At 63.3% G+C, this 26,881-nt stretch carries 26 protein-coding genes and 1 tRNA gene; 20 read left to right on the forward strand and 7 right to left on the reverse strand.

Annotation, left to right across the window (positions count from 1 at the left end; genetic code table 11):
• Window positions 1–130 precede the first annotated feature (130 nt).
• The 5 genes from RIN79_RS08615 to RIN79_RS08635 are packed head-to-tail and all read right to left on the reverse strand — an operon-like array spanning window position 131 to window position 5,131.
• A complete protein-coding gene (locus RIN79_RS08615; protein ID WP_309084236.1) occupies window positions 131–1,300 on the reverse strand; it encodes an acetyl-CoA acetyltransferase in 1,170 nt (389 codons plus the stop codon).
• A 54-nt stretch (window positions 1,301–1,354) separates the two neighbouring features.
• The gene (locus RIN79_RS08620; RefSeq protein ID WP_309084237.1) at window positions 1,355–1,828 is read right to left on the reverse strand and encodes a DUF2269 family protein; all 474 of its coding nucleotides are present in this window, start codon (window positions 1,826–1,828) and stop codon (window positions 1,355–1,357) included.
• Window positions 1,828–3,117: an SDR family oxidoreductase gene (locus tag RIN79_RS08625; RefSeq protein ID WP_309084238.1), complete on the reverse strand. Its 1,290-nt coding sequence runs from the start codon at window positions 3,115–3,117 to the stop codon at window positions 1,828–1,830. The genes RIN79_RS08620 and RIN79_RS08625 overlap by 1 nt, the downstream gene beginning before the upstream one ends.
• Window positions 3,114–4,640, reverse strand: a complete 1,527-nt coding sequence (locus tag RIN79_RS08630; protein ID WP_309084239.1) for an FAD-dependent oxidoreductase — start codon at window positions 4,638–4,640, stop codon at window positions 3,114–3,116. Before RIN79_RS08630 ends, RIN79_RS08625 begins: the two co-directional genes overlap by 4 nt.
• On the reverse strand, window positions 4,637–5,131 hold the full coding sequence (locus RIN79_RS08635; RefSeq protein WP_309084240.1) for a hypothetical protein: 495 nt from the start codon (window positions 5,129–5,131) through the stop codon (window positions 4,637–4,639). The genes RIN79_RS08630 and RIN79_RS08635 overlap by 4 nt, the downstream gene beginning before the upstream one ends.
• 327 nt (window positions 5,132–5,458) lie before the next feature.
• Between RIN79_RS08635 and RIN79_RS08640 the strand changes: the two genes are divergently transcribed.
• From RIN79_RS08640 to RIN79_RS08660, 5 genes are read left to right on the forward strand one after another with little or no spacing between them, the layout of a single operon-like run.
• Window positions 5,459–6,331: a tripartite tricarboxylate transporter substrate-binding protein gene (locus RIN79_RS08640; RefSeq protein ID WP_309084241.1), complete on the forward strand. Its 873-nt coding sequence runs from the start codon at window positions 5,459–5,461 to the stop codon at window positions 6,329–6,331.
• Entirely contained in the window at window positions 6,321–6,836 is a 516-nt protein-coding gene (locus RIN79_RS08645; protein ID WP_309084242.1) for a tripartite tricarboxylate transporter TctB family protein, read from the forward strand. The genes RIN79_RS08640 and RIN79_RS08645 overlap by 11 nt, the downstream gene beginning before the upstream one ends.
• Window positions 6,837–8,324, forward strand: coding sequence for a tripartite tricarboxylate transporter permease (locus tag RIN79_RS08650; protein WP_309084243.1), 1,488 nt, complete (start codon window positions 6,837–6,839; stop codon window positions 8,322–8,324).
• A gap of 20 nt (window positions 8,325–8,344) precedes the next feature.
• The gene (locus RIN79_RS08655) at window positions 8,345–9,868 is read left to right on the forward strand and encodes an MmgE/PrpD family protein (RefSeq protein WP_309084244.1); all 1,524 of its coding nucleotides are present in this window, start codon (window positions 8,345–8,347) and stop codon (window positions 9,866–9,868) included.
• A gap of 4 nt (window positions 9,869–9,872) precedes the next feature.
• Window positions 9,873–10,760 (forward strand): isocitrate lyase/phosphoenolpyruvate mutase family protein, encoded by an 888-nt coding sequence (locus tag RIN79_RS08660; RefSeq protein WP_309084245.1) that lies wholly within the window; start codon window positions 9,873–9,875, stop codon window positions 10,758–10,760.
• A gap of 91 nt (window positions 10,761–10,851) precedes the next feature.
• On the opposite strand, the gene RIN79_RS08665 is transcribed toward RIN79_RS08660, so the two are convergent.
• Window positions 10,852–10,928: transfer RNA gene (locus RIN79_RS08665), tRNA-Arg, on the reverse strand.
• 193 nt (window positions 10,929–11,121) lie between these two features.
• Here RIN79_RS08665 and RIN79_RS08670 point away from each other — a divergent pair.
• From RIN79_RS08670 to RIN79_RS08740, 15 genes are all read left to right on the forward strand, one after another.
• Window positions 11,122–11,496 carry a hypothetical protein gene (locus RIN79_RS08670; protein WP_309084246.1) on the forward strand — a complete coding sequence of 125 codons (375 nt, stop codon included), beginning with the start codon at window positions 11,122–11,124 and terminating at the stop codon, window positions 11,494–11,496.
• A gap of 248 nt (window positions 11,497–11,744) precedes the next feature.
• The gene (locus tag RIN79_RS08675) at window positions 11,745–12,131 is read left to right on the forward strand and encodes a hypothetical protein (protein ID WP_309084247.1); all 387 of its coding nucleotides are present in this window, start codon (window positions 11,745–11,747) and stop codon (window positions 12,129–12,131) included.
• Between the two features lie 192 nt (window positions 12,132–12,323).
• Complete coding sequence (locus RIN79_RS08680; RefSeq protein ID WP_309084248.1) at window positions 12,324–14,330, forward strand: hydantoinase/oxoprolinase family protein; 2,007 nt, start codon at window positions 12,324–12,326, stop codon at window positions 14,328–14,330.
• A 64-nt stretch (window positions 14,331–14,394) separates the two neighbouring features.
• Window positions 14,395–16,587: a malate synthase G gene (locus RIN79_RS08685; protein ID WP_309084249.1), complete on the forward strand. Its 2,193-nt coding sequence runs from the start codon at window positions 14,395–14,397 to the stop codon at window positions 16,585–16,587.
• A gap of 73 nt (window positions 16,588–16,660) precedes the next feature.
• The gene (locus RIN79_RS08690; RefSeq protein ID WP_309084250.1) at window positions 16,661–17,026 is read left to right on the forward strand and encodes a GNAT family N-acetyltransferase; all 366 of its coding nucleotides are present in this window, start codon (window positions 16,661–16,663) and stop codon (window positions 17,024–17,026) included.
• A 9-nt stretch (window positions 17,027–17,035) separates the two neighbouring features.
• Window positions 17,036–17,722 carry a tRNA (adenosine(37)-N6)-threonylcarbamoyltransferase complex dimerization subunit type 1 TsaB gene (gene tsaB, locus RIN79_RS08695; RefSeq protein WP_309084251.1) on the forward strand — a complete coding sequence of 229 codons (687 nt, stop codon included), beginning with the start codon at window positions 17,036–17,038 and terminating at the stop codon, window positions 17,720–17,722.
• Window positions 17,722–18,216 (forward strand): ribosomal protein S18-alanine N-acetyltransferase, encoded by a 495-nt coding sequence (gene rimI / locus RIN79_RS08700; protein WP_309084315.1) that lies wholly within the window; start codon window positions 17,722–17,724, stop codon window positions 18,214–18,216. The genes tsaB and rimI overlap by 1 nt, the downstream gene beginning before the upstream one ends.
• A 20-nt stretch (window positions 18,217–18,236) precedes the next feature.
• Window positions 18,237–19,031, forward strand: a complete 795-nt coding sequence (locus RIN79_RS08705) for a lysophospholipid acyltransferase family protein (protein WP_309084252.1) — start codon at window positions 18,237–18,239, stop codon at window positions 19,029–19,031.
• Window positions 19,032–19,081: 50 nt separating this feature from the next.
• Entirely contained in the window at window positions 19,082–20,533 is a 1,452-nt protein-coding gene (gene miaB, locus RIN79_RS08710) for a tRNA (N6-isopentenyl adenosine(37)-C2)-methylthiotransferase MiaB (protein WP_309084253.1), read from the forward strand.
• Between the two features lie 23 nt (window positions 20,534–20,556).
• Window positions 20,557–21,576: a PhoH family protein gene (locus tag RIN79_RS08715; RefSeq protein ID WP_375165899.1), complete on the forward strand. Its 1,020-nt coding sequence runs from the start codon at window positions 20,557–20,559 to the stop codon at window positions 21,574–21,576.
• Entirely contained in the window at window positions 21,569–22,057 is a 489-nt protein-coding gene (ybeY, locus tag RIN79_RS08720; RefSeq protein ID WP_309084254.1) for an rRNA maturation RNase YbeY, read from the forward strand. Before RIN79_RS08715 ends, ybeY begins: the two co-directional genes overlap by 8 nt.
• 25 nt (window positions 22,058–22,082) lie before the next feature.
• The gene (locus tag RIN79_RS08725) at window positions 22,083–23,147 is read left to right on the forward strand and encodes a hemolysin family protein (RefSeq protein WP_309084255.1); all 1,065 of its coding nucleotides are present in this window, start codon (window positions 22,083–22,085) and stop codon (window positions 23,145–23,147) included.
• 847 nt (window positions 23,148–23,994) lie between these two features.
• Complete coding sequence (locus RIN79_RS08730) at window positions 23,995–24,414, forward strand: helix-turn-helix domain-containing protein (protein WP_309084256.1); 420 nt, start codon at window positions 23,995–23,997, stop codon at window positions 24,412–24,414.
• Between the two features lie 91 nt (window positions 24,415–24,505).
• Window positions 24,506–25,783: a methionine adenosyltransferase gene (gene metK, locus RIN79_RS08735; protein ID WP_309084257.1), complete on the forward strand. Its 1,278-nt coding sequence runs from the start codon at window positions 24,506–24,508 to the stop codon at window positions 25,781–25,783.
• A gap of 7 nt (window positions 25,784–25,790) precedes the next feature.
• Window positions 25,791–26,492, forward strand: coding sequence for a tRNA (guanosine(46)-N(7))-methyltransferase TrmB (locus RIN79_RS08740; protein ID WP_309084258.1), 702 nt, complete (start codon window positions 25,791–25,793; stop codon window positions 26,490–26,492).
• Window positions 26,493–26,499: 7 nt separating this feature from the next.
• Here the strand turns inward: RIN79_RS08740 and RIN79_RS08745 are convergent, their stop codons facing one another.
• Window positions 26,500–26,664, reverse strand: a complete 165-nt coding sequence (locus RIN79_RS08745; protein WP_309084259.1) for a hypothetical protein — start codon at window positions 26,662–26,664, stop codon at window positions 26,500–26,502.
• Window positions 26,665–26,881: the final 217 nt, after the last annotated feature.

The raw sequence follows: 26,881 nt of genomic DNA on the forward strand, positions 1-26,881 counted from the left end.
TGGGGTCGGACGCAGCGATCCCCAACGCCGCTCCTCATCGAGCGGCGGCGTGAGGGGAAACGTCTCCAAAAACGGCGGCAGCCGCGGCGCAAAGGCTTGTCACGCGTGGAGCGGGCGCTACGTCGTGCAGCTATTTTGCTCGCTCGAGCAGCGAAACATAATTGGCGACAGCCGCGCCGCCCATGTTGAACACCCCGGCGAGTGTAGCTCCAGGTACCTGCATGTCGCCGGCCTCGCCCATGAGCTGCATTGCGGCCATGACATGCATCGACACGCCGGTGGCGCCGATCGGATGACCTTTGGCCTTCAACCCGCCCGAAGGGTTCACCGGCAGCTTGCCGTCCTTGCGCGCAACGCCCTCCCGCACCACCCGATGGCCTTCTCCAGGTTTGGCGAGTCCCATCGCCTCGTATTCGATCAGTTCGGCGATGGTGAAGCAATCATGGGTTTCGACGAGCGAGAGATCGTCGAGGGAGATGCTGGCTTCCTCAAACGCCGCTGCCCAGGCCCGCCGCGCCCCCTCGAAGGCGAGCACGTCCCGGCGACTCATCGCGATGATATCGTTGACCTGCTTGCGCGCGCGGAAGGCGATTGCCCTTTGCAAGACAGCGGCCGTTTCGGAGTCGGCCAGAACCAAGGCTGCCGCGCCGTCAGAAATCAGTGAGCAGTCGGTTCGCCGCAGCGGCGGCGCCACATAAGGGTTCTTTTCCGAAACCGTGTTGCAGAAGTCGAAGCCGAAATCCTTCCGCATGTGGGCGTACGGATTGGCCATACCGTTCGCATGGTTCTTCGCAGCAATCAGCGCGAGCTCTTCGGAGCGGTCGCCGTAGCGCTGGAAGTAGTTCTGCGCGATGCGCGCAAACAGACCGGCAAAGCCGCCATCGACATCGGCCTCCTCCTTGCGGTAGCTCGCGCCGAGCAGGATATCGCCCACCTCCGCCGTGGGGGTGGAGGTCATCTTCTCGGCGCCGAGGACAAGTGCAATGCGCCCGCGGCCCGCTTCAATAAAATCCATGGCCGTGTAGATGGCGGCCGACCCGGTGGCGCAGGCATTTTCGAGCCGCACCGCCGGTACATGCGCCAGCGCTTCATTGGTCATCGCCACGAGCGCACCCTGAAAATCCTGTTTGGAAAAGCCGTTGTTCATCACCCCGACAAATATGCCATCCACGTCGCCGGGCTCGACGCCGGCATGAGCAAGTGCAGGCGCCGCTACGGAGGCCATCAGCGCCTCGGTGTCTGCGAGCTCCGATTTCCCGAAGGGCGTGTGCGCCCATCCGACGATCTGTGCCTTGCTCATGTTTCATATCTCCCTGCCCAACAAGATGACTTCACAAAGGGCACAGGTCCAAGCCTACCAGATTTCAGGCGGTCGGGTGATCATGAGCCAGAATATTGTAATGACGGCGCCGAACGCCGGGAACCCGAACGCGAACCACAGCCGGAAGATCTTGTGATAGCGCTCGGGGAGCGGTGTACCCTGCGCCGCTGCCGCTGCAGCCAGTTCCCGCAGCTCCATCTGCATCCACACGACGGGCAGCCAGAAGGCGCCAGTAAGGACATACAGCAGGATGGACGCGACGATCCAGTCATCGCCGAGGGAATAGCCGGCGTTCCAGACCAGCAGAACGCCGGTGATGGGCTGCGCGACCACGGCGGTGGCGGTGAAGAGGAAGTCGGCAATGACGACAATGCGGGCGGTGGCGGCAATCGTTGCCGCGTCGCCCGTGCGGTGGGCAAGCAGCATGAAGAAGGCGATCCCGGCGCCGGTACCCAGAAGTACGGCAGCGCCGATCACATGCAGGAATTTCAGAAAAAAATAGAGCATCAGCGCTCCTTGCGGATAGCGAGCGCCACGAAATGCAGTACCAGTATCGGCCAGATCTTCATCAAAGGCCCAAGTGGCTCCCGCCACAGCGAGGGTAACAGAACAGTGCCCGAGATTATATAGAAGGCTGAAAGTGCGATGGCTCCATAAAGCCCCTGGCGCGTCGTTGGTCGATAAGCGATAGCCATCCCCACGAGGATGTCGGCGATTGCGCCAGCTATCACTCCGGGTCCCGACAGGGCACCCGCACCTGTGCGAAGCATCAGTTCCACGCCCTCGCGGTAACCGACGGTCAGGGAGATGATGCCGGTGCCGATCCAGAAGGCAGAAAGCACGATGAAGATCACCGGCTTCAGGAAGTAGAGATTTGCGAACCATCGATCCTGCACGCCGGCCGGCTCCCGCGCCAGCGCAGCGGAAAGGGACTCGGGAACGATACCGGTCATGGCCCGCCACGGACGCGGATTGCCGATGGCGCCGCGCTCTATCTCCTTTCGTGCGGTACTGCGCATCGGCGGCCGCCAGCCGAGCATCCCGACGAGGTCGCCAGTGCTATAGAGCAGTCTCGCCGCCCAGTCCGGAAGGGTGATGCTCCGTGCAGGACGCCAGCCGTACCACCGGCGATATTGCGCCACCACCTCGTCCATGGTGAGGCGGTCCGGCCCGGCAAGCTCAAGAACCACCTGCGAGGGGGCGGTGGGCTTTATGAAAAAGGCGACCGTCGCCGCCACATCGTCGAGTTGCACCACCTGCAGGGGAGCGGTGCGCCCCATGCGGGGTGCAATGGGCAGAGCGGCCAGTCCGCGCATCAGCGCGCTCGCGCCGAAGACCGACCGGCCCAGGACCACGGAGGGTCTGAGAATCACCCAATCAAGATCCCGTTCCATCAGCAGCCGGTCCCCCTCCAGTTTGGTCGTGGAGAAAGCCGAGGGTTGCGCGCGGTCGACGCCGATCGCGGAAAAATGGATGACGCGGCGGACACTGAGCTTTTCGCAGGCGCGAAACAGCGCGGCGGCGCCGGTCACATGCACGCCTTCGATATCCTCCCGAACGCTGTCCTGCAGCGCACCGACACAATTCACGACCGCGTCAATCCCGCGCAGGTGCTCCGCCCAGACCTGCGTCCCTGCGGCCCGCGCCATGTCCACCTCGACGACCCGGGCGGCGGCCATCGCGAGAGGGCGGCTGCCGGGGCGCACCACCGCGGTGACCTGGTGACCTTCTGCCGAAAGCCGTGCGCAAACCGCGCAGCCGATGAGTCCGGTCGCCCCTGTGACGAGAACCTTCATGCGCCTTCTTCTTCAATTTTCGTGACATCACGCGGTTTGAGCGGCGAAACCGCCGGCCCGGCGATCACCTCGCCCCGCTCGTCAAAGCGAGACCCGTGGCAGGGGCAATCCCAAGTCTGGTCAGTCTCGTTCCAGCCGACTATGCACCCCATATGGGTGCAGCTGGCCGAAAGCGCCGTCAGCGAGCCGTCAATGTGGCGGCGCACGGCTAGCTGTTCGCCTTTGTAGGCTATGACGCCTCCCTGCCCGGGCGCGATCTGTCCGATCCGCACTGTCCCGCGCTTCAGCACGCGGTCCCCGATCAGGTGACCGGCCGCTTTGAGATTCTCTTTGGTGAACTCGGTGGCGCTCGCCAAAGGTTTTATGCGGGTCGCATCGAAGAGTTCGGCCGCCGGATGCGTTCGCCCCAGGATTCGATCGGCCAGAATAGCGCCGGCGACGACGCCTTGCGTAATTCCCCAGGCCTCAAAGCCGGTGGCGACAAGCAGATTCTCGCGGCCGCGGCCTGCCGGCCCGATAAAGGCTGCGCCATCCATCGGGCGGAAATCCTCGTTGGTCCAGAAGTGCGTGATGGACCTTATGCCGAAAACGTCAGCTAGGAAGGTGCGCAACTCCTCCACTACCTGCCGTTCCTGTTCCGTCTCTCCATTCTTGAACTCGCCGCCGGCCGCGATCAGATAGGTCTGGCCATTCCTGACGGCTGTTCGCAGGGAATGAGAGGGGCTACCGGCGCTGATAAACATGCCGTCGATCATCTTATCGTCCGGCAAAGGCGCGGCGGCGACGGGATGAGCAAAGGGGAAAGCCTTCGCAAAGAACATGCCGTCGTTGATTACAGGCATTTGCGTGGCGACCACGACATGGCGCGCAGTGACCGTGCGTCCGTTGACACTGAGCCGGGTGGGGCCGTCCTTCGAAATGTCGGTGACGCGGCTTTGCTCGTAGATTGGCATGTATCGGGCAACACGCTCGGCAAGGCCAAGCAGGTAAAGGTAAGGGTCGAACTGATACTGGCGGGAATATCTGAGCAAGGCGGTCGTCGCGACGGGCAGCTCCGCGCTCTGTACGATCTCGGCGGGCAATCCCAACGAGCGGGCAGTATCGGCCTCCTTCTCCAGCTGCTGCGCCTGCTTTTCATCGGTGGCGTAGATGAAGGCGGAACGAGGCTCCAGACCGGCTTGGTTTTCCATCGTCTGTGCGAGAGCGACGATCTCGCTGATCGCATCCTGGTTCGCTTGCGCATAGATGCGCGCGGCATCTTGGCCGAATTTCTTGACGAACGTCGAATATTTTTGTCCGTGCTGCGAGGTGACCTTCGCGGTCGAGCGGCCGGTGGCCTGGCGACCGACGCGGCGTGCTTCCAGCACCACTGATCTCAGCCCCGAGCCTTCCAGTCGATGCGCGCAGTGCAGTCCGACGATCCCGCCGCCGACGATAGCCACGTCTACGTTCAGATCTTCATCCAGCGGCGGGTAGTTCCGACTGACTACATCGTCGAACCAGAATGGAACTCCGGTGCTCATCCAAACCTCCTGCTCAAGTGCGGTTTCGTTGCATCCTTCGCGGGCCCGCCCGCGAAGATTTCACCGCCGGCACGCTCAAGTTCGCGAAGATTGGCGGCCAGCATCGCGCCCCAGACCATGTGGACGGCCAGCATCAGGAGGTTGCGTTCCAGCGGGTGCCTCGTCGCGGGTTTCAGGAGGCCGACGGCCGGAATCCAGCCCAGATAGCTTACCGTCCAGACAGAAAGGCCGTACAAAATTCCGCTCGGCAGGCTGCGCGGTAAAAGCGCGAAGCCGGCGCCGGCGAGCGCGCCGAAACCGAAATGGGCAAGGAGCGTGTTGATGCGCCTCCCATCCTCTCCCGCCGGCAGATTCACCCGCTCGACCAATTCGCGCGGCGGCAGGGGGTAGCGGTTCCGTGGCTGCAGCCGCAGCCAGAGATGGCGCATGGCGGCGGTCATCGTCGTCGTTGCCGACAGACCAGCAAGCAAGCCTAGTATCAGCCTCTGCAATGCGACCTCCGTCCCTGAACGCGAAGTCCAAACCGGAGGAAAAAAGGAAAGTTCCGCGATGGGCTTAGAGCTTTCCGGGCGGGGACGGCCCGGGGCCGATAACATGCATTTCCCTTGCGGAAGGACGGCAAAGTTGCTCTAGAGTCCGCGGCACCCGACCGTGATCTAGATCGGATCGCCGGTCTATGTCGGTCATCCTATCGAGCCTGTGTCCATGGGCTGATTGCAATTTTAAGGGAGGAACAGATGAATTTGAAAAAGGCTCTCCTGCCGATTGCGTTGTTTGCCGCTCTCGCGGCGGGGAGCGCCGAAGCGCAGGTCAATGTCATGCTGCCCGCCAATCCCGGCGGCGGCTGGGATGCGACGGGACGCCAGGCGTTTCAAGCGATGAATGAGGCCGGCATATATACCGACGGAGTAAACTTCACCAACAAGGGCGGCGCCGGTGGGACGATCGGACTTGCAGAGTTCCAGGGCGGCCAGCGCGGCAAGCCCGATGCCCTCGCGGTCTTCGGCGCGATCACGGTCGGCTCCATCATTCTCAACCAGTCGCCGATTAATCTGACCGACTTCCGCCCTGTCGCCCGCCTGACAGCGGAATATTTGGTGATCGCCGTATCAGCGGACTCGCCCCACCAGTCTCTGCAGGACCTTGTCGCCGCACTGAAGGCGGATCCTGGCGCGACCGCCGTCGGCGGCGGCTCGGCGGGCGGCGTTGACCACATCGCGCTGGCCCTGCTTGCCCAGGCAGCGGATATCCCGGTGGCCGATGTTAACTACATCCCGCAGGCGAGCGGCGCCGAGACTGTAACGGGTATTGTCAACGGTACGCTGGCGGCGGGCATTTCCGGGATTTCGGAATTCGCCCAGTTCGCCGAGCAAGGCCGCATCCGCATCCTCGGCATCACCTCGGCCGACCGCAAGGAAGGGCTCGATGTGCCAACCTTCAAGGAGGCGGGTTACGACATCGAGATCGCTAACTGGCGCGGCATTCTCGGCGCTCCGGGCATGCCCGACGACAACTACCAGCTCTGGGTTGACCGCTTCACCCAGCTGAACGAGAGCGATGCGTGGAAAAAGGTGCTGGAGACGCAAGGCTGGGACCAGTTCTTTCTTGCTGGCGAGGAGTTTGGCGCCTTCATCGCCGAGGAAAACGAACGTATAGCGACGGTCCTCAAAGAGGCGGGCCTTGCCCAATAGCATACCGGAGGCACCGGCAGGCGGCGGGAGCGACACCGCGCGTCCCTGGTGGCTGGGCGGCCTCGTCGTAGCGCTGGGCTGCCTTTGCCTCTACGGCGCGTTCAGCCTGCCGCAGGCCGCACGATACGCCGGCATCGGACCCGGGCTATTCGTGACGTTGGTGGGCGGCGGCCTCGTGCTCCTTGGGCTGATATTGCTCTTGCAGATTGCGCGCGACGAGCAGTTCATTCCCCAGGACACAGAAGACGCATCGGGCGGTGAAAGCGCGCACTGGCCGGCCTTCTTCACCGCGCTGGCGGCAGCCCTCGCCCCAATCTTCACCATCGAGCGGCTGGGCATGCCGATCACCGCCATGCTGTCCTTCGCCTTGGTCGCCCATGCTTTCGGGTCGCGCAAGACCGTTGTGAACGTGCTGGTGGGAGCCGTCCTCGGAGCGCTTTCATGGCTCCTATTCACGCGTCTTGGCCTGCAGCTTGGCGGCTTTCTGCCCATGGCGGGGATCTGAATGGAGACCTTCTCGCTCCTGCTGCAGGGCTTCGGGGTCGCCTTGCAGCCCATAAACCTGTTTTACGCGCTGCTCGGTTCGGTCCTGGGAACTGCCATCGGCGTGTTGCCTGGAATCGGCCCCGCGCTCACTATCGCTCTGCTCTTGCCCGTCACCATCAGCGTGGCGCCGACCTCCGCCTTCATCATGTTCGCCGGCGTGCTCTATGGCGCGATGTATGGTGGATCTACCACCTCGATTCTCATCAATACGCCGGGCGAGGCGGGCTCCATGATGACCGCGCTCGAAGGAAACAGGATGGCGCGGGCCGGACGCGGCGCAAGCGCGCTCGCCACGGCCGCGCTCGGCTCCTTCGTAGCCGGCACCATCGCCACGCTGCTGCTGACATTCGCGGCGCCGGCTATCGCGGAGATCGCCTTTTACTTCCGCCCCGCCGACTACTTCGCGCTCACCGTGCTCGCTTTCACCTCTGTCGCGGTGGTGATGGGGAGCTCGCGCGTGCGTGGTTTCGTCTCCCTCTTCATCGGCCTTGCCCTGGGTCTCGTCGGCATTGACCAGATGACCGGGCAGGCACGGCTGACTTTCGGGGTTCCCGCCCTGTTCGACGGGATGGAATTGGCTGTGGTGCTCGTCTCGCTTTTTGCGGTGGGCGAGATTCTCTATGTGGCCAGCCGCTACCGCAAGAACGCCTCCGAGATCGTGCCGATGCGTGGCTGGGCATGGATGTCATGGGAGGATTTGCGGCGTTCATGGAAGCCATGGCTGCGGGGCACCGCTCTCGGTTTCCCCATAGGCGCGCTTCCCGGCGGCGGCTCCGAGATCCCGACCATGCTCTCCTACACACTGGAGCGGCGGCTCTCGAAGCATCCGGAGGAGTTCGGGCACGGCGCCATCGAGGGCGTGGCGGGGCCCGAGGCCGCCAACAATGCGGCGGCCGCTGGCATCCTCATCCCGCTGCTCACGCTGGGTCTTCCTACCTCCGCCACCGCAGCGGTGCTGCTTGCGGCCTTCCAGAATTACGGGCTGCAGCCCGGCCCCTTCCTCTTCACCAACAACCCTGAGCTTGTCTGGGGCCTTATCGCCTCGCTCTACGTGGGCAACGTGATGCTTCTGGTGCTGAACCTGCCGCTGGTGGGCCTCTGGGTGCGGCTCCTGTCCATCCCGGCGCCGCAGCTTTACGCGGGGATACTCGTCTTCGCGACGATCGGCATCTGGGGCGTGTCGAACTCCGTCGTCGATCTCATCGCTATGGTCATCATCGGCATCATGGGCTATGTGATGCGCGTCTATGATTTCCCCATTGCGCCGGTGCTGATCGGCCTCATCCTTGGACCGATGGCGGAGCAGCAGTTGCGTACCGCGCTCGCGGCCGGGCAAGGCAATCCGGTGGTCCTGGTTTCGACGCCGCTTTCAGTCGCGTTCCTGGTCCTCGCCGGCCTTTTCCTGCTCGCCCCGGTCGTGCTGCGACGCCTTCGGGCCGGCGCGTGATCTTCGGAGTACTTTCGGGAATGCAAAAGCACATCGTCAAGGTTCATTCGTCGGCGGCAAGATTGCCGCGCGAAGAGCAACTCGCCTGGCATATTGCCGATTTCGCCGCCCATTGCGGACCGCTGGACGACGATGTCATTGACATGATCTCCTGCCGGATCGTCGACAATGCTGCCGTGGCGCTGGCGGCAATCAATCGGAAGCCTGTGGCAGCCGCGCGCGCCATGGCGCTTGCCCATCCCCGAAAGGGCGGCGCGACGCTGTTCGGCCTGGCGGCACAGACGCGCGTAGATGCGGAATGGGCGGCCTGGGCCAATGCCACGGCGGTGCGCGAGCTCGATTTCCACGACACGTTTCTCGCGGCCGACTATTCGCACCCCGGCGACTCCATCTCGCCGCTCGTAGCGGTCGCGCAGCAGATGGGATCGGACGGGGCGGCGCTCGCCCGCGGCATTGCCGTGGCCTATGAGGTTCATGTGGCGCTGGTCAAAGCAATCTCGCTGCACAAATACAAGAAGGACCATGTGGCCCATCTTGCCCCTGCCACCACGGCCGGCATCGGCGCCATGCTCGGGCTTCCGACGGAGATCATCTTCCAGGCCGTGAACCAGGCCGTGCATCTCGCCTTTTCCACGCGCCAATCCCGTAAGGGCGAGATCAGTTCATGGAAAGCCTATGTGCCCGGCTTCTCCGGCAAGCTCGCGATCGAATGCATCGACAGGGCTATGCGGGGAGAGGCCGCCCCCTCCCCGATCTATGAAGGCGAGGATTCGGTGATCGCCTGGATGCTTGGCGGACCGGAGAGCCGCTACGAGGTGTTCCTGCCGGCCCCGGGCGGGAGCCCCCGCGCAATCTTGGAAACCTATACCAAGGCGCATTCTGCCGAGTACCAGGCCCAGGCCCTCATTGATCTTGCTATCGAGCTTTCCGGACGGGTCGACGATCTTTCCCAAATCCGCGACATTTTGCTCGAGACCAGCCACCACACACATTATGTGATCGGCACCGGCGCCAACGACCCGCAAAAGATGGATCCGGAGGCGAGCCGGGAAACCCTCGACCATTCGATCATGTATATTCTCGCGGTCGCGCTGGAGGATCGCAGGTGGCATCACGTCGACTCCTATACGCGCGAGCGCGCCCGGCGAGCCTCGACGGTGGAGCTCTGGCACAAGATTAGGACGGTGGAGGACCAGGTCTGGACGGAGCGCTACCACGATCCGGACCCCGCCAGACGGGCTTTCGGCGGGCGCCTGATCATCACCATGAAGGACGGTCGGGTCATTTCCGGCGAACGTTCCGTAGCCGACGCGCATCCGAATGGCGCTCGACCCTGGACCTGGCCGGACTACGCAGGCAAGTTCGAGACGCTGACGCGGGAGCTTTTGGGGGAAGCCGAACGGGATGTTTTCCTTGACGCAGCCAAGGGCTTTGACCGCCTCCCGGCGGGCGGCCTCGACCCTCTCGTGCCTGCATTGCCGGCCGGGGCGGTAAGTCCCTCCCGGCCCACGGGCGAGGGCATTTTCGATCGAGGCCTGGAGTAGGCTCATGCTCAATCACGAGATCAACAAGGCTTTCAGGTCGCGTCTTGCCAGCGGCGGCGCCGTCCTCTTGCCCGGCGCCGCGAACGCCCTTGCGGCACGGATCATCGCCGACCTGGGCTTCGAGGCGATTTATCTGTCAGGCGCCGGGCTTACGAACACCTACCTTGGCCTGCCCGACCTCGGCTTCATCAGCCTGCCCGAGATAGCGCAGCATACCGCCTCGATCCGAGACGCCACGGACCTGCCGATCGTCGTCGACGCGGATACCGGCTTCGGCAATGCGCTGAACGTGAGGCACACCATCCGCACGCTCGAACGCGCAGGAGCCAGCGCCGTCCAGATCGAGGATCAGGTGAGCCCTAAGCGCTGCGGTCATTTTTCGGGCAAGGACGTGGTTGACCTTTCGGAGGCGCGCAGCCGGATCAAGGCAGCGGTGGATGCGCGTCAGGACAGGAATCTGATGATCGTCGCCCGCACCGACGCGCGCGCGACACTCGGCTTGTCAGCGGCGATCGAGCGGGCGCAGGCTTTCATTGAAGATGGCGCCGATATCACTTTCGTGGAAGCGCCCGAGAGCCTTGAGGAGATCAGGGAAATCCCGGCACGCCTGAAGGGCACGCCGCAACTGGTCAATCTCGTGGTAGGTGGACGCACGCCGATTCCACCCTTCGCCGAACTCGACGAAACGGGGTTTGCCTTGGTTCTTTACGCCAATGTTGCCCTGCAAGGCGCCATCCATGGAATGCAGGCAGCGCTCGGCCGCCTCATGACGGATGGGCGCCTGGATGAAGGTGGCCCGGTGGCAAGTTTCAAGGAGCGCCAGCGGCTGGTCCAGAAACCCTTGTTCGACGAGTTGGAAGAACGCTATTCGACCGACGAGGCAGGGGCCTAGCGGCCCGCGGGGCTTCCGCATCGCCGACGGCCGCTCACAGGCCGGCCGAAGTGCGTTTGCAACAACCTCTGCTTCTGAAGCGACGGAAGGTTGGCGCACCCGACAGGATTCGAACCTGTGACCTCTGCCTTCGGAGGGCAGCACTCTATCCAGCTGAGCTACGGGTGCTCGGCGCCGATCCAGCGTCGCCGCTTTCATAGCCGAAGGCAGCCCTCGCTTCAATCAACAATCTCTAGGGCTCATTTCAGCCCCCTTCCGACCGGCTCCTTCACATTTTTGTGATTGTGCCTAGAAATTTGGATTGGAATGTCCATTTAAGTTGGGCAGCGAGGAAAACTCCTCGCGTTTTTGGAGAACTACAATGCGTAAGACTCTTCTCATTGCCTCTGCTTTTGCAATCCTCAGCGCGGGCAGCGCGTTCGCGCAAAGCTCCGCTCCTCGCCCGCTCCAGGCGGTCGACACCATCCGTCTCAGCAGCCAAAACGCGGCGCCTGAGAGCCTGGCACCGCAATCGGTCCAGACGCCGGTCGAGTCCCCCCGGGTTACGCAGCGTCATCCCGGCTACTCGGCGGCCGATGAGTTCGGCCCGAGCGAGGAAAATGCGCCGCCCAAGGCCTACGCAGCCGGACAGGCTGCCGGTCAGGTGGATACCACCGCGGTCACGTCGGGCGTCAATGTGGTGAACAGGCGTGCCGGCTATTCCGCCGCAGGTGATATTCAGCTCAGCGACAACTAAGCCTCGCCCCATTGTGAGGTAGCATGACCTGTGTGTCTCCGGGATCGAGCTTCTGGGCATCGCCAGCCCATGTAGGTGGGCGAGAGCCCGAGCGCCAGAGGCCGGTCCCGGACACACCCTCCAATCTCCCGCATCCGTTCACGCCGCCACACATCTTTGTGAGCCGTGCGGAACCCAGATTCTCCTCCATCGTTAGGACCGCAGGGGCAAGAGCCCTTTATTCCGAAAAATGCTACAAGGAGAAGCAAATGCGTAGGATCCTTATGGCGACTTCGGCTCTGGTGTTGTTCGGTGCGAGCGCCGGCTTTGCCCAGGAGCTCCAGTCGCCTGATATGAGCGACGAATCGGCATCCCCCGTAATGGGCGAACAGGGCGTCGACACGAGCGTCACCACCGGCAGCGTCGCCCCGCTGCGGTTCCTGAATCAGGGGTTCCAGGCGACGGACGACTTCAAGCCGAGCGACGACGATGACCTGCCGGATGGGATGGCCGCGGACGATCTCTTCGACAACGAGATCGACCCCGGTGCTGACGTTGCGGCGGCGCCCTTCCTGCGTCCGATCCCCGGCTCCGACCAGGCCGAAATGGCTGGCCCGCAGGAGGAGAACGACTTCCCCGAGGCCGTGCCCCAATAGTGGGCGATAACGACAACCGCGCTTCTTCGGAAGCGCGGCGCTGAGGCCCTTTCCCTCCCGGGGCAACAGCAGGCCGTTCCGGTACGCGCGCCGGAACGGCCTTTCCTCGTCAGAGGAAGCGAGCGAGTCGGAATTCCCCTCCGGGGATAAATGCACTAAACGGCTCGACGGCAAAGGCCATCGAGACCACCCATGCATCAAAAGCGGCGCGATCCTCTTCTTCTCGGCATCGATACGGGCGGCACCTATACCGACGCCGTCCTCTATAGTGAGCCTGCCGGCTTGGTGGCCAAGGCGAAGGCGCTGACCACTCGCCATGACCTGGCGGAAGGGATCGCCGCCGCGGTCGAGGCCGTGCTTTCGCGGGCGGAAGTGGAGCCTGCAGAGATCGGCCTTGTCTCCATGTCCACCACCCTTGCAACCAACGCGCTGGTCGAAGGCCATGGCGGCCGGGCCGGGCTCGTGATGATCGGCTTTTCCGAGGCCGATTTAAAGCGGGATGGCCTAGGTGCTGCGCTCGGCCGGGATCCGGTGATCTTCCTGAAAGGAGGGCACGACGTCCACGGCAATGAAAGGCCGCTTGACCTCGAACCGCTCGCCGCATGGCTCGACCGTGTCGCGCCCACGGTGGGAGCGATTGCGGTTTGTGCGTACTTCGCCGTGCGCAACCCGACGCACGAGATTGTCGTTGGCGGGGCGATCCGTGCGAGCACAGGCCTTCCCGTGACGTCAAGCCATGAGCTTTCCTCCAGGCTCGGCGGTCCGCGACGGGCGCTCACCACATTGCTAAATGCTCGTCTGATATTTCTGATCGACCGGCTGATCGCCGCCACGAAGGGCTTCCTTGATGATCGTGGCATAACAGCGCCTCTGATGGTGGTTAGAGGCGACGGCGCGCTGATTTCCGCCGCCATGGCGCGAGCAAGGCCGATCGAAACTATCCTCTCCGGCCCTGCCGCAAGTCTTGTCGGCGCCTCACATCTGACGGGTCTCGATCACGCCATCGTATCGGACATCGGCGGCACCACGACGGATATAGCGCTTCTCTCCGATGGCCGCCCGCGGCTCGATCCGGAAGGAGCGGTGGTGGGCGGGTGGCGCACCATGGTGGAGGCGGTCGCGATGCGCACCTACGGCCTCGGCGGCGATTCCGAAGTATCCCTAGAGGAGGGCGCGCTCGATGCACGCCTTCGCCTCGGGCCGCGCCGGCTCGTCCCGCTTTCGCTCGCCGAAACCCTGTTTCCGGGCAGGATCGTCCCGGAACTGGAGAGGCAGTTGCGCCAGCCGCAGGCTGGGCGGCTCGATGGCCGCTTCGTGTGGTCGACAGGCTTGCCCGAGCGCTTTTCGGCCGGGCTTGCCGAGGCCGAGCGCCGGCTCTTCGAGCGGCTCTCCCCCACGCCGCAGCCCCTCGACCGCTTCCTTGGCTCGAATGTGGAGCTCGCCACCCTGCAGCGGCTCGTCTCGCACGGCCTCGCGCAGGTCTGTGGCTTTACGCCGTCTGATGCCGCCCATGTGGCGGGCCGTCAGTTCACCTGGAATCTGGAAGCCGCCCGCCTCGGCGCAGCGCTCTTTGCGCGCCGTCGCGACGGTCGCGGTGAGCCTCTGGCGGGCAATGCCGAAACAATAAGCGAGCGCGTTCTCACATCTCTGACCCGCCGTTCCGCCGAAGCCGTTCTCGAGACCGCCTTTGCCGAGGATGGGCTGGACATCTCGCCCGGCCATCCGCTCGTCCAAAAGGCGCTCGACGGACAACCGGGCATCGCCCGCCTGTCGTTGTCGGTCGACCGTCCGGTCATAGGGCTCGGCGCATCCGCCAGGCTTCATTATGCCGGCCTTACAAACCTGCTTGCGGGCGAATGCATTCTGCCTGACCATCTCGATGTGGCGAACGCGATCGGTGCGGTCGCCGGCCAGGTACGCATGGTGGTCGAAGCCAAGGTCACGCAGCCGCGCGCAGGCCTTTTTCGGGTAAGCGCGGGCGCTGAAATACGCGATTTCCCGGAAGAGGATGACGCGCTCGCCTTCGCCGAGGAGCGGGCCAGAGCTCTTGTGGCAAGCCGCGCAGCCGAGGCGGGAGCGGAAGGTGCGGAAATCAGCGTGTCCTGGGTGCTGGAAACGGCTGACGTCGATGGTATGCGTCTTTTCGTCGAGGGAACTGTCTCGGCCATTGCCGCCGGGCGTCCGCGCGTGGCCGGATGAGGCGATTGACCCCCACTCCCCGACATGATCAAACCGCAGCGGGAGTTTTGCCGGAGGTATCTGTGTGAGCGATCGGATCGAGATCAATGGATTGAAAATCGCCCGCGAGCTTCATGATTTCGCGATAGAGCAGGCCTTGCCGGGGACGGGCGTCGATGCGGAGACTTTTTGGCATGCTCTGTCAGAGATTGTGCATGCGCTCTCACCGCGCAATCGTGCGCTGCTTGCCAAGCGCGACGAGATGCAGACGAAGATCGACGCCTGGCACCGGGCGCACGGTGCGCCCCACGATCTCAGCGCCTATGAAGGCTTCCTGCGCGAAATCGGTTATCTTCTGCCAGAGGGGCCGGACTTCGCAGTTACCACCTCGGATGTGGACCCTGAGATCGCAGAGACAGCGGGGCCACAGCTGGTCGTTCCAGTCACCAATGCCCGCTACGCGCTCAATGCGGCGAATGCCCGGTGGGGTTCTCTCTACGACGCCCTCTACGGGACCGACGCCGTCCCAGAGTCTGATGGGGCCGAGCGCGAGGGGGGCTATAATCCCAGGCGGGGCGAAAAGGTCATCGCCTGGGCGCGCGCGTTTCTTGACGAGAGCGCGCCCCTCGACGGTGTAAGCTGGAGCGATGTCGTCGCCCTTGCGGTGGAGAACGGGACCCTTGCCGTGACCACGGAGACCGGCAGCACGGGTTTGAAGCATCCCGCGCAACTCGTTGGCTACATTGGGGCGGCAGACCGCCCACGGGAAATTGCTTTAGTAAGGAACGGGCTGCACGCGCGGATCGTCATCAACCGCGATCACGCGATCGGCGGGACGGACAAGGCGGGCATATCCGACGTGATCCTTGAGGCGGCACTGACCACGATCATGGATTGCGAGGACTCGGTCGCTGCGGTCGACGCCGAGGATAAGGTGCTTGCCTACCGCAACTGGCTCGGCCTGATGAGGGGCGACCTGGAAGAAAGCTTCCAGAAGGGCGGGAGGACCATCAAGCGCGTCTTGAACCAGGACATCCTCCTCACCGGGTCAGACGGGGCGAGGGTCACTCTTCCTGGCCGGTCACTGATGCTGGTGCGCAATGTCGGTCATCTGATGACCAATCCCGCTATCTTGGACCGCGAAGGCAAGGAAGTGCCGGAAGGCATCATGGACGCGATGTTCACGTCCATGATCGCGCTGCACGATATCGGCCCGAACGGCCGCCGCATGAACAGCCGCGGCGGCTCGGTATATATTGTAAAGCCGAAGATGCACGGCCCTGAGGAGGTGGCGTTCGCCGTCGATCTTTTCGGCCGGGTGGAGGACGCGCTGGGCATGAAGCCCAACACGATCAAGATGGGCATCATGGACGAGGAGCGGCGCACCACCGTCAACCTGAAAGAATGCATCCGTGCCGCTTCCGAACGCGTGGTCTTCATCAATACCGGCTTCCTCGACCGCACCGGGGACGAGATCCACACCTCGATGGAAGCGGGGCCCATGATCCGCAAGGGCGACATGAAGCAGTCGACCTGGATCCAGGCCTATGAAAACTGGAACGTCGATATCGGGCTCGCCTGCGGGCTCTCCGGCCGAGCTCAGATCGGCAAGGGCATGTGGGCCATGCCGGATCTGATGGCCGCGATGTTGGAGCAGAAGATCGCCCATCCCAAGGCGGGCGCCAACACTGCCTGGGTGCCCTCGCCCACGGCGGCGACGCTGCACGCGACCCACTATCACAAGGTGGATGTGAAGGCGGTACAGGAGGGCCTGAAATCGCGGCCGCGCGCCAAACTTGCCGACATTCTCTCTATTCCCGTCGCGGTACGGCCGAACTGGTCCCCGGGGGAAATAAAGCAGGAGCTAGACAACAATGCGCAGGGCATTTTGGGGTATGTCGTGCGATGGATCGACCAGGGCGTCGGCTGCTCCAAGGTGCCGGACATCTCCAATATCGGCCTGATGGAGGATCGCGCCACGCTCCGCATCTCCTCGCAGCACATCGCCAACTGGCTGCATCATGGGGTGGTCACCCGCGAGCAGGTGATGGACACAATGAAGCGAATGGCGGAAGTGGTCGACCGGCAGAATGCGGGCGATCCGGATTATCAGCCGATGGCGCCCAGTTTCGAATCGTCCATCGCATTCCAGGCCGCCTGCGATCTTGTATTCAAAGGCCGCGAGCAGCCCAACGGCTATACCGAGCCTGTGCTGCATGCGCGGCGGCTCGAGAGGAAGGCGCGCACTGCTGCCAATGCTTCGGCTCAGATCTCCTAGTCCGGACGAAGGGCCGGCGTTGACGGAACTATGCCTGCGTTCGAAGGCGTCGCATGGCTATGATGCAGCCTTTATGGCCGCTTGTCGGGAGGAACTGACCGTCAATCCTGGCGAGTCCCATATCGCGGTGGCAGAGCTCGATGGCTTTTGCGCAGGGATAGCGGAAATATCCGTCGATGGGGAGCATGCCGAGCTCAAGAAGCTTTTTGTCGATCCGGCCCTGCAGGGTCGGGGGATCGGCAAAGTACTTTTCGAATGGGCCAAAACGGAGGCTCTGAGGAAAGGGGCGCGGGTGCTCGCGCTGGACGCCGATCCGGGTGCTTTGGCCTTTTACGAGAGGATGGGCGGGCAGATCGTCGGTCGATCTCCCTCCGGCTCCATTCCCGGGCGAATCCTGCCGCGCCTGGAGTTGCGGCTCTGCGGGACTGTTGAAGCCTGAGCGCGGCGCATGTCCGAGATGAACATCCTTGCCATCGATACCTCCGCCTCGCTGTGCTCCGCCTGCGTCTTCGATGCGGGCACAGGGGTGGAGAAGGGCCGTGCGGTGATGGACCTCGGCAAAGGTCACGCAGAGCATGTCATGGCCGTGATCGAGGAAGCTCTACAAACGGCAAGCCTTTTGTTCGGAGCGGTCCACACGATCGCGATAGCGGTCGGTCCGGGTTCCTTCACCGGAGTTCGTGTCGGAGTATCCGCCGCGCGCGGCCTTGCTTTGGCGCTCAAAATTCCAGCAGTCGGCGTAACCACTCCGGAAGCGATCGCAGAAGAGGCGCGCGGGCGCTTCCCATACCGGCCGGTATTGTGTGTGCTCGGCCATTCCGAGCCCGTTTGCCTGGCACACTTCGACACAGATGGAAGTGTCCTCGATGGCCCGCGCCTTGCCGCCTCGGAGGAGGCGATAGCTATAGCCCGGGCCGATCGCCCCGTGCTTGCCGGCGATGCGGCCGAACGCATTGCGCACGCGGCGGGGGGGAGCCTCGACATGGGCCCGTTGGGAGCTACCGCGGACATTCTCGCCTACGCCCGGGTGGCCGCCCGCCGGCCGAAGGCGGGGGAAAAGCCCAGGCCCCTCTATCTGCGCGCACCGGACGCAAGGCCGCAGACCGGCTTCGCCCTGCCGCTGAAGGGACCATGATGGCGCTTTCACTGGCCCGTTTTTTGCGACGAAGTTTTTCCGTGCGCCGGCTTCAGCTGACCGACTGCCGCGCGTTAGCCGAGTTGCATCGCGACGATTTCGCACGTCCATGGACGGACGGCGAGTTCGAGTCGCTGCTTGGTGATGATACCGTCTTCGGATTTGCAGCGATCGAAGAGGGACATCCCGCATCAAAACCCTGCGGCTTCGTGCTCGCCCGACTCGCAGCGGGCGAGGCGGAGATCCTCACAATCGCAGTTGCCCGCCAGGTGCGCCGCCGCGGCATCGGCAGGATGCTTATGGATGCGGTCCTGCGCACGCTCCACGCCGAACGCGCTGAAGCGCTGTTCCTCGAGGTCGACGAGAACAACGCTCCCGCGCTTGCACTTTACCGGCGGCTCGGCTTCCGGCAGGTGGGGCACAGGCCCGACTACTACCGGGATGCGAACGCTCGACGGTCCCACGCGATCGTCATGCGCCGCGACCTGCGTTGAGCCAGAGTCGCATCCGGTGCATGTTCGAAATTGCCCGCATCGGCGGCAAGATCCTGCTCATCGCTCTATACACGCCACCATTGATGCTCGTTCAAGAGCTCGCGCTACGCACCGGATGGTGGAGCGACCGCACGGTTCCGCGGCTTTGGCATCGGCTCACCTTGAAGGCGCTGGGAGTGCGGGTTCACCGGGCGGGCGGGCCAGCGGAGGGCAGGCCGCTCCTCATCATGTCGAACCATGTGTCCTGGACCGACATCCTCGTTCTCGGCTCGATTGCCGATGTTCATTTCATCGCCAAATCGGAAGTGCAGCATTGGCCGGTGTTGGGCACCTTCGCGCGCCTCCAGCGCTCCGTCTTCGTGGAGCGAGACCGCAGGCGCGCGGCGCCTAATCAGACTCGCGAGATCGCTGGCCGGCTCTCTGACGGAGATCCCATGGTGCTCTTCGCGGAGGGCACGACCGGGGACGGCAACCGCGTCATGCCGTTCAAGAGCACGCTGTTGGATGCCGCGCGGCTCGCCCTGCAACGACAGGAGACCAGGCGGGTTCTTGTGCAGCCGGTGGCGATCGCCTATCTGCGGCGGAACGGGCTTTTGCTTAGCTGGCGCGAGCGCGGCTCGATGGCCTGGATCGGCGATATGGATTTTGTGCCGCACCTCATGATGATGCTCCGTCAGGGTGCGGTCGACGTGGAAGTACGGTTTGGCGACCCAATCCCCTTTTCGGCCGACGGCAACCGGAAGACCGTTGCCCGCGCGGCGGAGGCGGAGGTCCGCCGAATGCTCGGCGCGGCGCTACGCCGCCGCGACCCCTGAACCGGAAGATTCGTCTGTTTTTTGCCCCCGATTGGCGCTAGTTAGCCCCTATGGAACAGAGTGTGACGACGGAACGTTCAGCCAGCCTCGCCTCCGAGACAGCGGAGGCCGCGTCGCCGAGGGACAAAAAAGTCTTCGTGAAGACCTATGGCTGCCAGATGAACGTCTACGATTCTCAGCGCATGGCTGACGCGCTGGCGGCGGATGGCTATAGGCCCACCGAGATGATCGAAGACGCCGATCTCGTGCTCCTCAATACCTGTCATATCCGCGAGAAAGCCGCCGAGAAGGTCTATTCGGAACTCGGCCGCATCCGCGTTCTCAAGGAGGAGCGGGCACGGCACGGCCGCGAGACGGTGATTGGCGTGGCAGGTTGTGTCGCCCAGGCGGAAGGACGTGAAATCCTGCGCCGGGCACCGATGGTTGATCTCGTCATCGGACCGCAGACCTATCATCGCCTGCCAGCTGTCGTTCAGCGGGTCAGGACTGGAGAGAAGATCGTCGAGACCGACTACGCGATCGAAGACAAGTTCGAGCATCTGCCCGCACCAGAGCGAACATCCGTCAGAAGCCGCGGCGTCACGGCCTTCCTGACGGTGCAGGAAGGCTGCGACAAGTTCTGCACCTTCTGCGTGGTCCCCTATACGCGCGGAGCCGAGATCTCGCGCCCGGTGGCGCAGATCGTGGCCGAGGCCGAAAGGCTCGCCGAGGCCGGTGTCCGAGAGGTGACGCTGCTCGGTCAGAACGTAAATGCCTGGCACGGCGAAGGTCCGGGGGGCAGCGAGTGGGGGCTTGGCCGCCTGCTGTTCCGGCTTGCCGAAATACCCGGCCTTGATCGCCTGCGCTACACGACCAGCCACCCGCGGGACATGGATGACGAACTTATCGAGGCTCACCGCGATCTGCCCGAGCTCATGCCTTACCTGCATCTGCCGGTGCAGGCCGGTTCCGACCGGATTCTCAAGGCGATGAACCGGCGACACACGGTGGCCGACTATCTGCGCTTGATCCACCGCATCCGTGCAGCTCGACCCGACATTGCAATGTCCGGCGACTTCATTGTGGGCTTTCCCGGCGAGACCGAGGAGGACTTCCAGGAGACGCTGCGCCTGGTGCGCGAGGTGAACTACGCGCAGGCATTCTCGTTCAAATATTCGCCCCGACCCGGTACGCCCGGGGCAGAGATGGAGAACCAGGTGCCTGAGCCGGTGAAGGACGAGCGGCTGCAGCGCTTGCAGGCGCTGCTTGCCGAGCAGCAATCCGGCTTTGCGCAGAGTCTCGTCGGAGCGGAGATCGACCTGCTCCTGGAGAAGCCCGGCCGCGAACCCAACCAGCTTGTCGGCCGTTCCCCATGGCTGCAGCCGGTGATTGTTGATGAAAAGGCCGGCAAAATCGGAGACATTGTCCGCGTAACAATCACGCGGGCCGGCAGTCACAGCCTGTTCGGCGAAACGGTTCGGAACGTGGCCACACTGCAGGCCACAGAGGAGGAAAGCGTTTGACCGGCGGTACGGAGCTGAAGAGTATGCCTGTCGGGGCGTCCGATATGGCGCATATCGTGCTCACCTTCGACAACAACAAGTTCGCCGGAGCGCTTTACGGCCCGTTCGACGAAAATCTGGCCCGCATCGAGCAGAAGCTTGGTGTTGATATCCGCTCCAAGGGCAACCAGCTTGCCATCAAGGGCGAGTCTGGGGCGGCCGAGCAGGCCCGCCGGGCTCTAGATTATCTCTACGGCCTCGTGCAGGGCGGAACCGAGCTTTCCGCCTCGGAGGTGGATGGCGCCGTACGGCTTGCCCTAGCGGCCGACGATCAGCTGAGCCTGCCTACCTTCGAGGGTAAGGGCAAGCTGGCCGCTGCGCAGATTTCCACGCGCAAGCGCACCGTGTATGCGCGTTCCGCCAATCAGGATGCCTATATGCGCGCGCTGGAGCGCTCGGAGCTGGTCTTCGGCACTGGGCCGGCAGGCACCGGCAAGACCTTCCTCGCCGTTGCCTATGCAGCCATGCTTTTGGAGCGCGGGATGGTGGACCGCATCGTGCTCTCGCGGCCCGCCGTCGAGGCAGGCGAACGGCTCGGTTTCCTACCCGGCGACATGAAGGAGAAGGTCGATCCCTATCTGCGGCCGCTATATGACGCACTCTATGACATGATGCCTGCCGACAAGGTGGAGAGGGCGCTTGCCGCGGACGTAATAGAGATCGCCCCGCTCGCCTTCATGCGCGGTCGCACGCTTTCCAATGCCGTGGTGATTCTTGACGAGGCGCAGAACACCACCCCCATGCAGATGAAAATGTTCCTGACTCGCCTCGGTGAGAATGGGCGGATGATCGTAACCGGCGATCCAAGCCAGATAGACCTGCCCCCCAACACCAAGTCAGGTCTGGTCGAGGCGATGAACATTCTCAAGGAAGTGCCGGGCATCGTCACCGTCCGTTTCAATGAGAAGGATGTGGTCCGGCATCCATTGGTGGCAGCTATCGTCGAGGCCTACGACCGCAATGCAGGTGGCGCAAGGGCTCCGGCACGGGAGAGCAATGGCTGAGAACAGCCAACCATCAGCGATCTCCGTCCATTGCGTCGTCGAGGCCGGAGAATGGCCTCCGCAAGAGGTTCTTCAGCACTTCGCGGAACAGGCCGTAGCCGCGACGACAGCTCTGGTGGACGGCGCCCCGGCCGGGCCGCTCACCATCCTCTTTACGGACGATGCCGAGATGCGGGCGATGAATGCTCGTTTTCGCGGCAAGGACAAGCCGACCAATGTGCTGTCTTTTCCCGCCGAAGCTCGTGCTTTCCCGCCCGGCGCCCCGCGTCATCTGGGCGACATCGCGCTAGGCTACGGGATCGTCGCGTCTGAGGCGGAGGCCGAGGAGAAGCCGTTCGAACATCATCTCACACATCTGCTCGTGCACGGCTTCCTGCATATTCTCGGCTACGACCACGAATTGCCCCAGCAGGCCGAGGACATGGAGGCGTTGGAAAGACAAATCCTGCAAAGCCTTGCCATTCCCGATCCCTATGCCTAACTTTGGGTCAAACGAACGAAAGACCATGAGCGACGTTTCCATGATCGCCCCCGGCGGTGCGCCGGCGAGCGAAGCCGCGAGTTCCCCCGGGGAGGGGGATGACGGCTCTAGTAGACCTCCGCAACGGACCGGAGGGCTGCCATCATTCTTCACCCGCATTGCGAGCCGGCTGCGGTTGCGCAACAGCGCCACATTGCAAGACGACCTTGCCGAGGCGCTGGCGGAGCACACCTCCGATTCCGCGCCCCTGTCGCCAACCGAAAGGGCGATGCTCAACAACATCCTGCGGCTGAGGGCACTGCGCGTTGAGGATGTGATGGTGCCCCGCGCGGATATAGAGGCGGTGGAGCTTTCTACCACCCTCGGAGATCTGCTCAACCAGTTCGAGCGTGGCGCTCATTCTCGCATGCCGGTCTATGTCGAGAGCCTCGACGATCCGCGCGGCATGGTGCATATCCGCGACGTGGTTGCACACCTGATCCGCGCCTCCAGGCACAAGAATGGGCGTAGCCGCAAGCCCATAGCTCCCAATCCGCCGCTTGCGCTTGGCAGCGTCGACCTCAACCGTACGATCGGCGAACTCAACATCGTGCGGCCGCTCCTCTTTGTGCCGCCGTCGATGCTCGCGTCGGATCTGATGGCGCGCATGCAGGCCAACCGTATCCAGATGGCGCTTGTGATCGACGAGTATGGCGGCACCGACGGGCTGGTCTCGCTGGAAGATCTTGTCGAGATGGTGATCGGCGACATCGAGGATGAGCACGATGAGGACGAGCCGATGATCGAAAAGACCGGCGACGGCATCTTCCTTGTCGATGCCCGTGCCGAGATCGAGGAAGTCGCGAAAGCTATTGGTGAAGGCTTTCGCCCCGGCGAACATGCCGAGGACGTCGACACCATCGGCGGCATGATCTTCAACACGCTTGGCCGTGTGCCGGTGCGCGGCGAGGTGGTGCAGGCAGTGCCCGGCTTCGAATTCCATGTGCTCGATGCAGATCCGCGCCGCGTCAAGCGCGTGCGCATCGTGCAAGGGCGAACGGCCGAGCGCCGCCGCCGTATCCTGAAGCCGCCGGAGGCTCCGGTCCAATAACCAGCAGGCTCGCGTGGTCGGACGGGCGCGTCAGATGGCCGCACGGCGGTCGCATTCGCGCCCAAAGCGCAAAAATCGGGGGAAAAAATTTCTGCGCCGCGGCCTCGCAGCGGCAGCAGTTTTCGTGCTGTGTATTTGCACCGAATGACAACTTCGCCGCGCGTATGAGTTTGCTGCTGCATCCGCGCAGGCAGGTCCTGGCTGGAGGCGGGCGGCACCGTTCCGAGATACGGCAGCGGCCGGGCGCCAGAGCCAGACGCACACTCTGGCGGCACCTCCTGGGCGCCATCCCGGTCGCAAAGCCCTACTCTCATGGAAATCTTTGCCGCCTCCGCGCCTGAAAGCGCCACCTCCATATCAAAAAATGTCGATTTTCCGCTTGCTGGTCGGGATGATCTATCATCATCGACAGGTCTGCTCGCCGGCACCCAATCCGGGAAAGTTGTCGTCGTCCCAGGCTCGCAAGGTAGCGGGAGCACACAACGACGTCCCACCGCCGCCACGTCGTGTTGCCGCGGCGTGCCCCCGGTGCTGCCCCGCCGATCAGCCGTACACCAACCGGGCGTTGTGGCGCCGTCCTCCTGTTGGACTGTCAATCACGTTTGTGGCCCAGAATCTCGAAAAGTGGCCGCATCCCCTTGCAGGTACTTGCATTTTCGGCAATTTTGGCGCTGTTCGCGTGGTTGTTAAGCATAGGCGCAGGCGTAAGGGGGCGCTGAATTGACATCGCCAGTTTGCCTTCGCATATGCAAAAAGCCGACTCTTCGCGCAGCTGGGGCCACCCGGCATATGGGGGGCGTGACCTCGTCGGTATGTGCTGTCAACTGTCCCGTGCGGCGAGGGATATATGAGTATCAACAAGAAGCGGCCGAACCCCATAGATGTTCATGTCGGTAGCAGGATACGGCTGCGAAGGAACATGCTAGGGGTCAGCCAGGAGAAGCTGGGCGAAAGCCTGGGGATCACATTTCAGCAAATTCAGAAATACGAGAAGGGCACCAACCGAGTGGGGGCGAGCCGACTGCAGGCGATCGCGTCCATTCTCAACGCGCCGGTGTCCTTCTTCTTCGAAGGTGCACCGAGCGAGGACAGACCCGGCACGCCCGGTCTTTCCGAGGAGGGATCCTCCTATGTGGCTGATTTCCTCAACACTCCGGAGGGCGTGCAGCTAAATCGGGCCTTCGCCAAGATCTCCGACCCAAAGATTCGGCGTCGAGTACTCGATTTGGTAAAGGCGCTGGCGGCCGACCCTGCCACGGCCGAATAGAGGGCCCAAGTTCTTGACCAGTCCTCTGGCGGTGGCTAACAAGATGCCGCCAGACGCTGGCCCTTGCCGGCTTTTCTCAGAGGGGTTACCCGTGGCGCGCAGAAACTATCTTTTCACCAGCGAATCCGTCTCCGAAGGGCATCCGGACAAGGTCTGCGACCGCATTTCCGACGAGATAGTCGATCTCGTATACCGCGAAGCGAAAAAGGAAGGCATGGACCTATGGAAGGTCCGGGTAGCCTGCGAAACCCTCGCCACCACGAACCGTGTGGTCATCGCTGGCGAGGTCCGCGTCCCGAAAAGCCTCCTCAAACGGGACAAGGAAGGCAATGTGATTGCCGATAGCCGCGGCAATCCGATCATAAACCCCGTGAAATTCCGGGCCGCTGCGCGCCGAGCCATCCGTTCCATAGGCTACGAGCAGGAGGGCTTTCACTGGAAAAACGTGAAGATTGACGTGCTGTTGCATGGCCAGTCGCCCGATATCGGCCAGGGGGTGGACAATGCCGCCGACCGGCAGGGAGAGGAAGGCGCCGGAGATCAGGGGATCATGTTCGGCTATGCCTGCCGGGAGACGCCGGATCTCATGCCTGCGCCGATCTATTACGCCCACCGAATCCTGCAAACGCTGTCGGAAGCGCGCAGGACAGGCAAGGGAGAGGTCGCCAAGCTCGGTCCCGATGCCAAGAGCCAGGTGACGGTGCGCTATACGGATGGCAAGCCGACTGCCGCCACCGAGATCGTTCTTTCCACGCAGCATCTCGATCCCGATTGGGACAACAAGAAGGTCCGGCAGGTGGTGGAGCCCTATATCCGCCAGGCCCTGGAGAGCGGCGGACTCGCTATTGCCGACGATTGCCGGTGGTACATCAATCCTACGGGAAAATTCGTCATCGGCGGGCCTGACGGCGATGCGGGCCTGACCGGCCGCAAGATTATCGTCGACACCTATGGCGGTGCGGCGCCCCATGGTGGGGGCGCCTTCTCCGGAAAGGACACGACCAAGGTCGACCGTTCGGCTGCCTATGCCGCCCGCTATCTTGCGAAGAACGTAGTGGCGGCCGGGCTGGCCGACCGCTGCACGATCCAGCTTTCCTACGCGATCGGCGTGGCGCAGCCGCTCTCGATCTATGTAGATCTGCACGGCACAGGGCGCGTGTCGGAGGAAGAGGTGGAGCTTGCCATCCGGCAGGTGATGGACTTGTCACCCACCGGCATCCGGCGCCATCTCGATCTCAACAGGCCGGTCTATGCGAAGACCTCGGCCTATGGCCATTTCGGCCGGAAGCCCGGTCGTGACGGCTCCTTCTCCTGGGAGCGCATGGATCTCGTCAAGTCGCTGAAGCAGGCGCTCGCCAGAGCCGCGTGAGCGGCGCATGACGCAAGCCGGCCACCCGGAGCGATCGACGGAAGCATTCTTCGGGCGTAGGCGCGGCAAGCGTCTGCGTCCGCAGCAGCTCGCCGCGCTTGAAGAAGTGTTGCCGCGGCTCAGGGTGAATCTTGCTTCCGCTGCCCCGGAGGATTTGCGCACACTGTTCGCATGTCCGGTGCAGGATGTGCGGCTGGAAATCGGTTTCGGCGGAGGCGAACACCTTCTTGCCGAGCTGCAGCGGCATCCGGCGACAGGGTTTCTGGGTGTCGAGCCCTTTGTCAACGGGATGGCGAAGCTCGCCGCCGCATTGGAAGGGAGGGCGCCGCCGAACCTCCGCCTCTACGACGACGATGCGACGCAACTCCTCGAGTGGCTTCCAGACGCGTCGCTTGTCGGCATAGACCTGTTCTACCCTGACCCCTGGCCGAAAAAGCGGCACTGGAAACGGCGCTTCGTCAGCCCCGTGAATCTTGATCGATTTGCGCGCGTGCTGAGGCCGGGGGCGAAGTTTCGCTTCGCGTCCGACATTCCTTCCTATGTGAACTGGACCTTGTTGGCGTGCCGCATCCACCCAGCTTTCAGCTGGGAGGCCGCAAGCGCGGACGACTGGCGCGTTCCCTTCGTAAACTGGCCGGGAACCCGCTATGAAGAGAAGGCCGTTCGCGAAGGACGCCGCCCGGCCTATCTCACGTTCACTCGCGTGTGAGCGCGATTTAGCGGAAGTTGATTTCGCCGAACCGCTCGGGATCGATGCCGAGCTTGGTAAGATCGGCGGCGTTCGGCCGCCTGCGATTATTGACCGCATTCGACACCTTGATGGCGCTGTCCATCACGTCGAAGAACCGGCCGATCCCATTTACGAAGTTGCGTGCGCGCATCGGACATCTCCATTCTATAGGCCTGGAAATAATGAAGTTCAGGCGTCGGCGGTAGGGGCTTTTGTGCAATGCATCCATGCGAATTGTGCATCGCAGCAACACCAGTGTGCGGATCTTCTTGAAAGTCGGCCGCCGCTCCGCTATATCCAGATCAAATTCTTGGTCACTAAGACGAAGAGTGGGTCCCGCCGGTCCCGCTCTTTTTTGTTACCGAGGT

The sequence above is a fragment of the Chelativorans sp. genome (assembly GCF_031180965.1).
Lineage (GTDB): Bacteria > Pseudomonadota > Alphaproteobacteria > Rhizobiales > Rhizobiaceae > Chelativorans.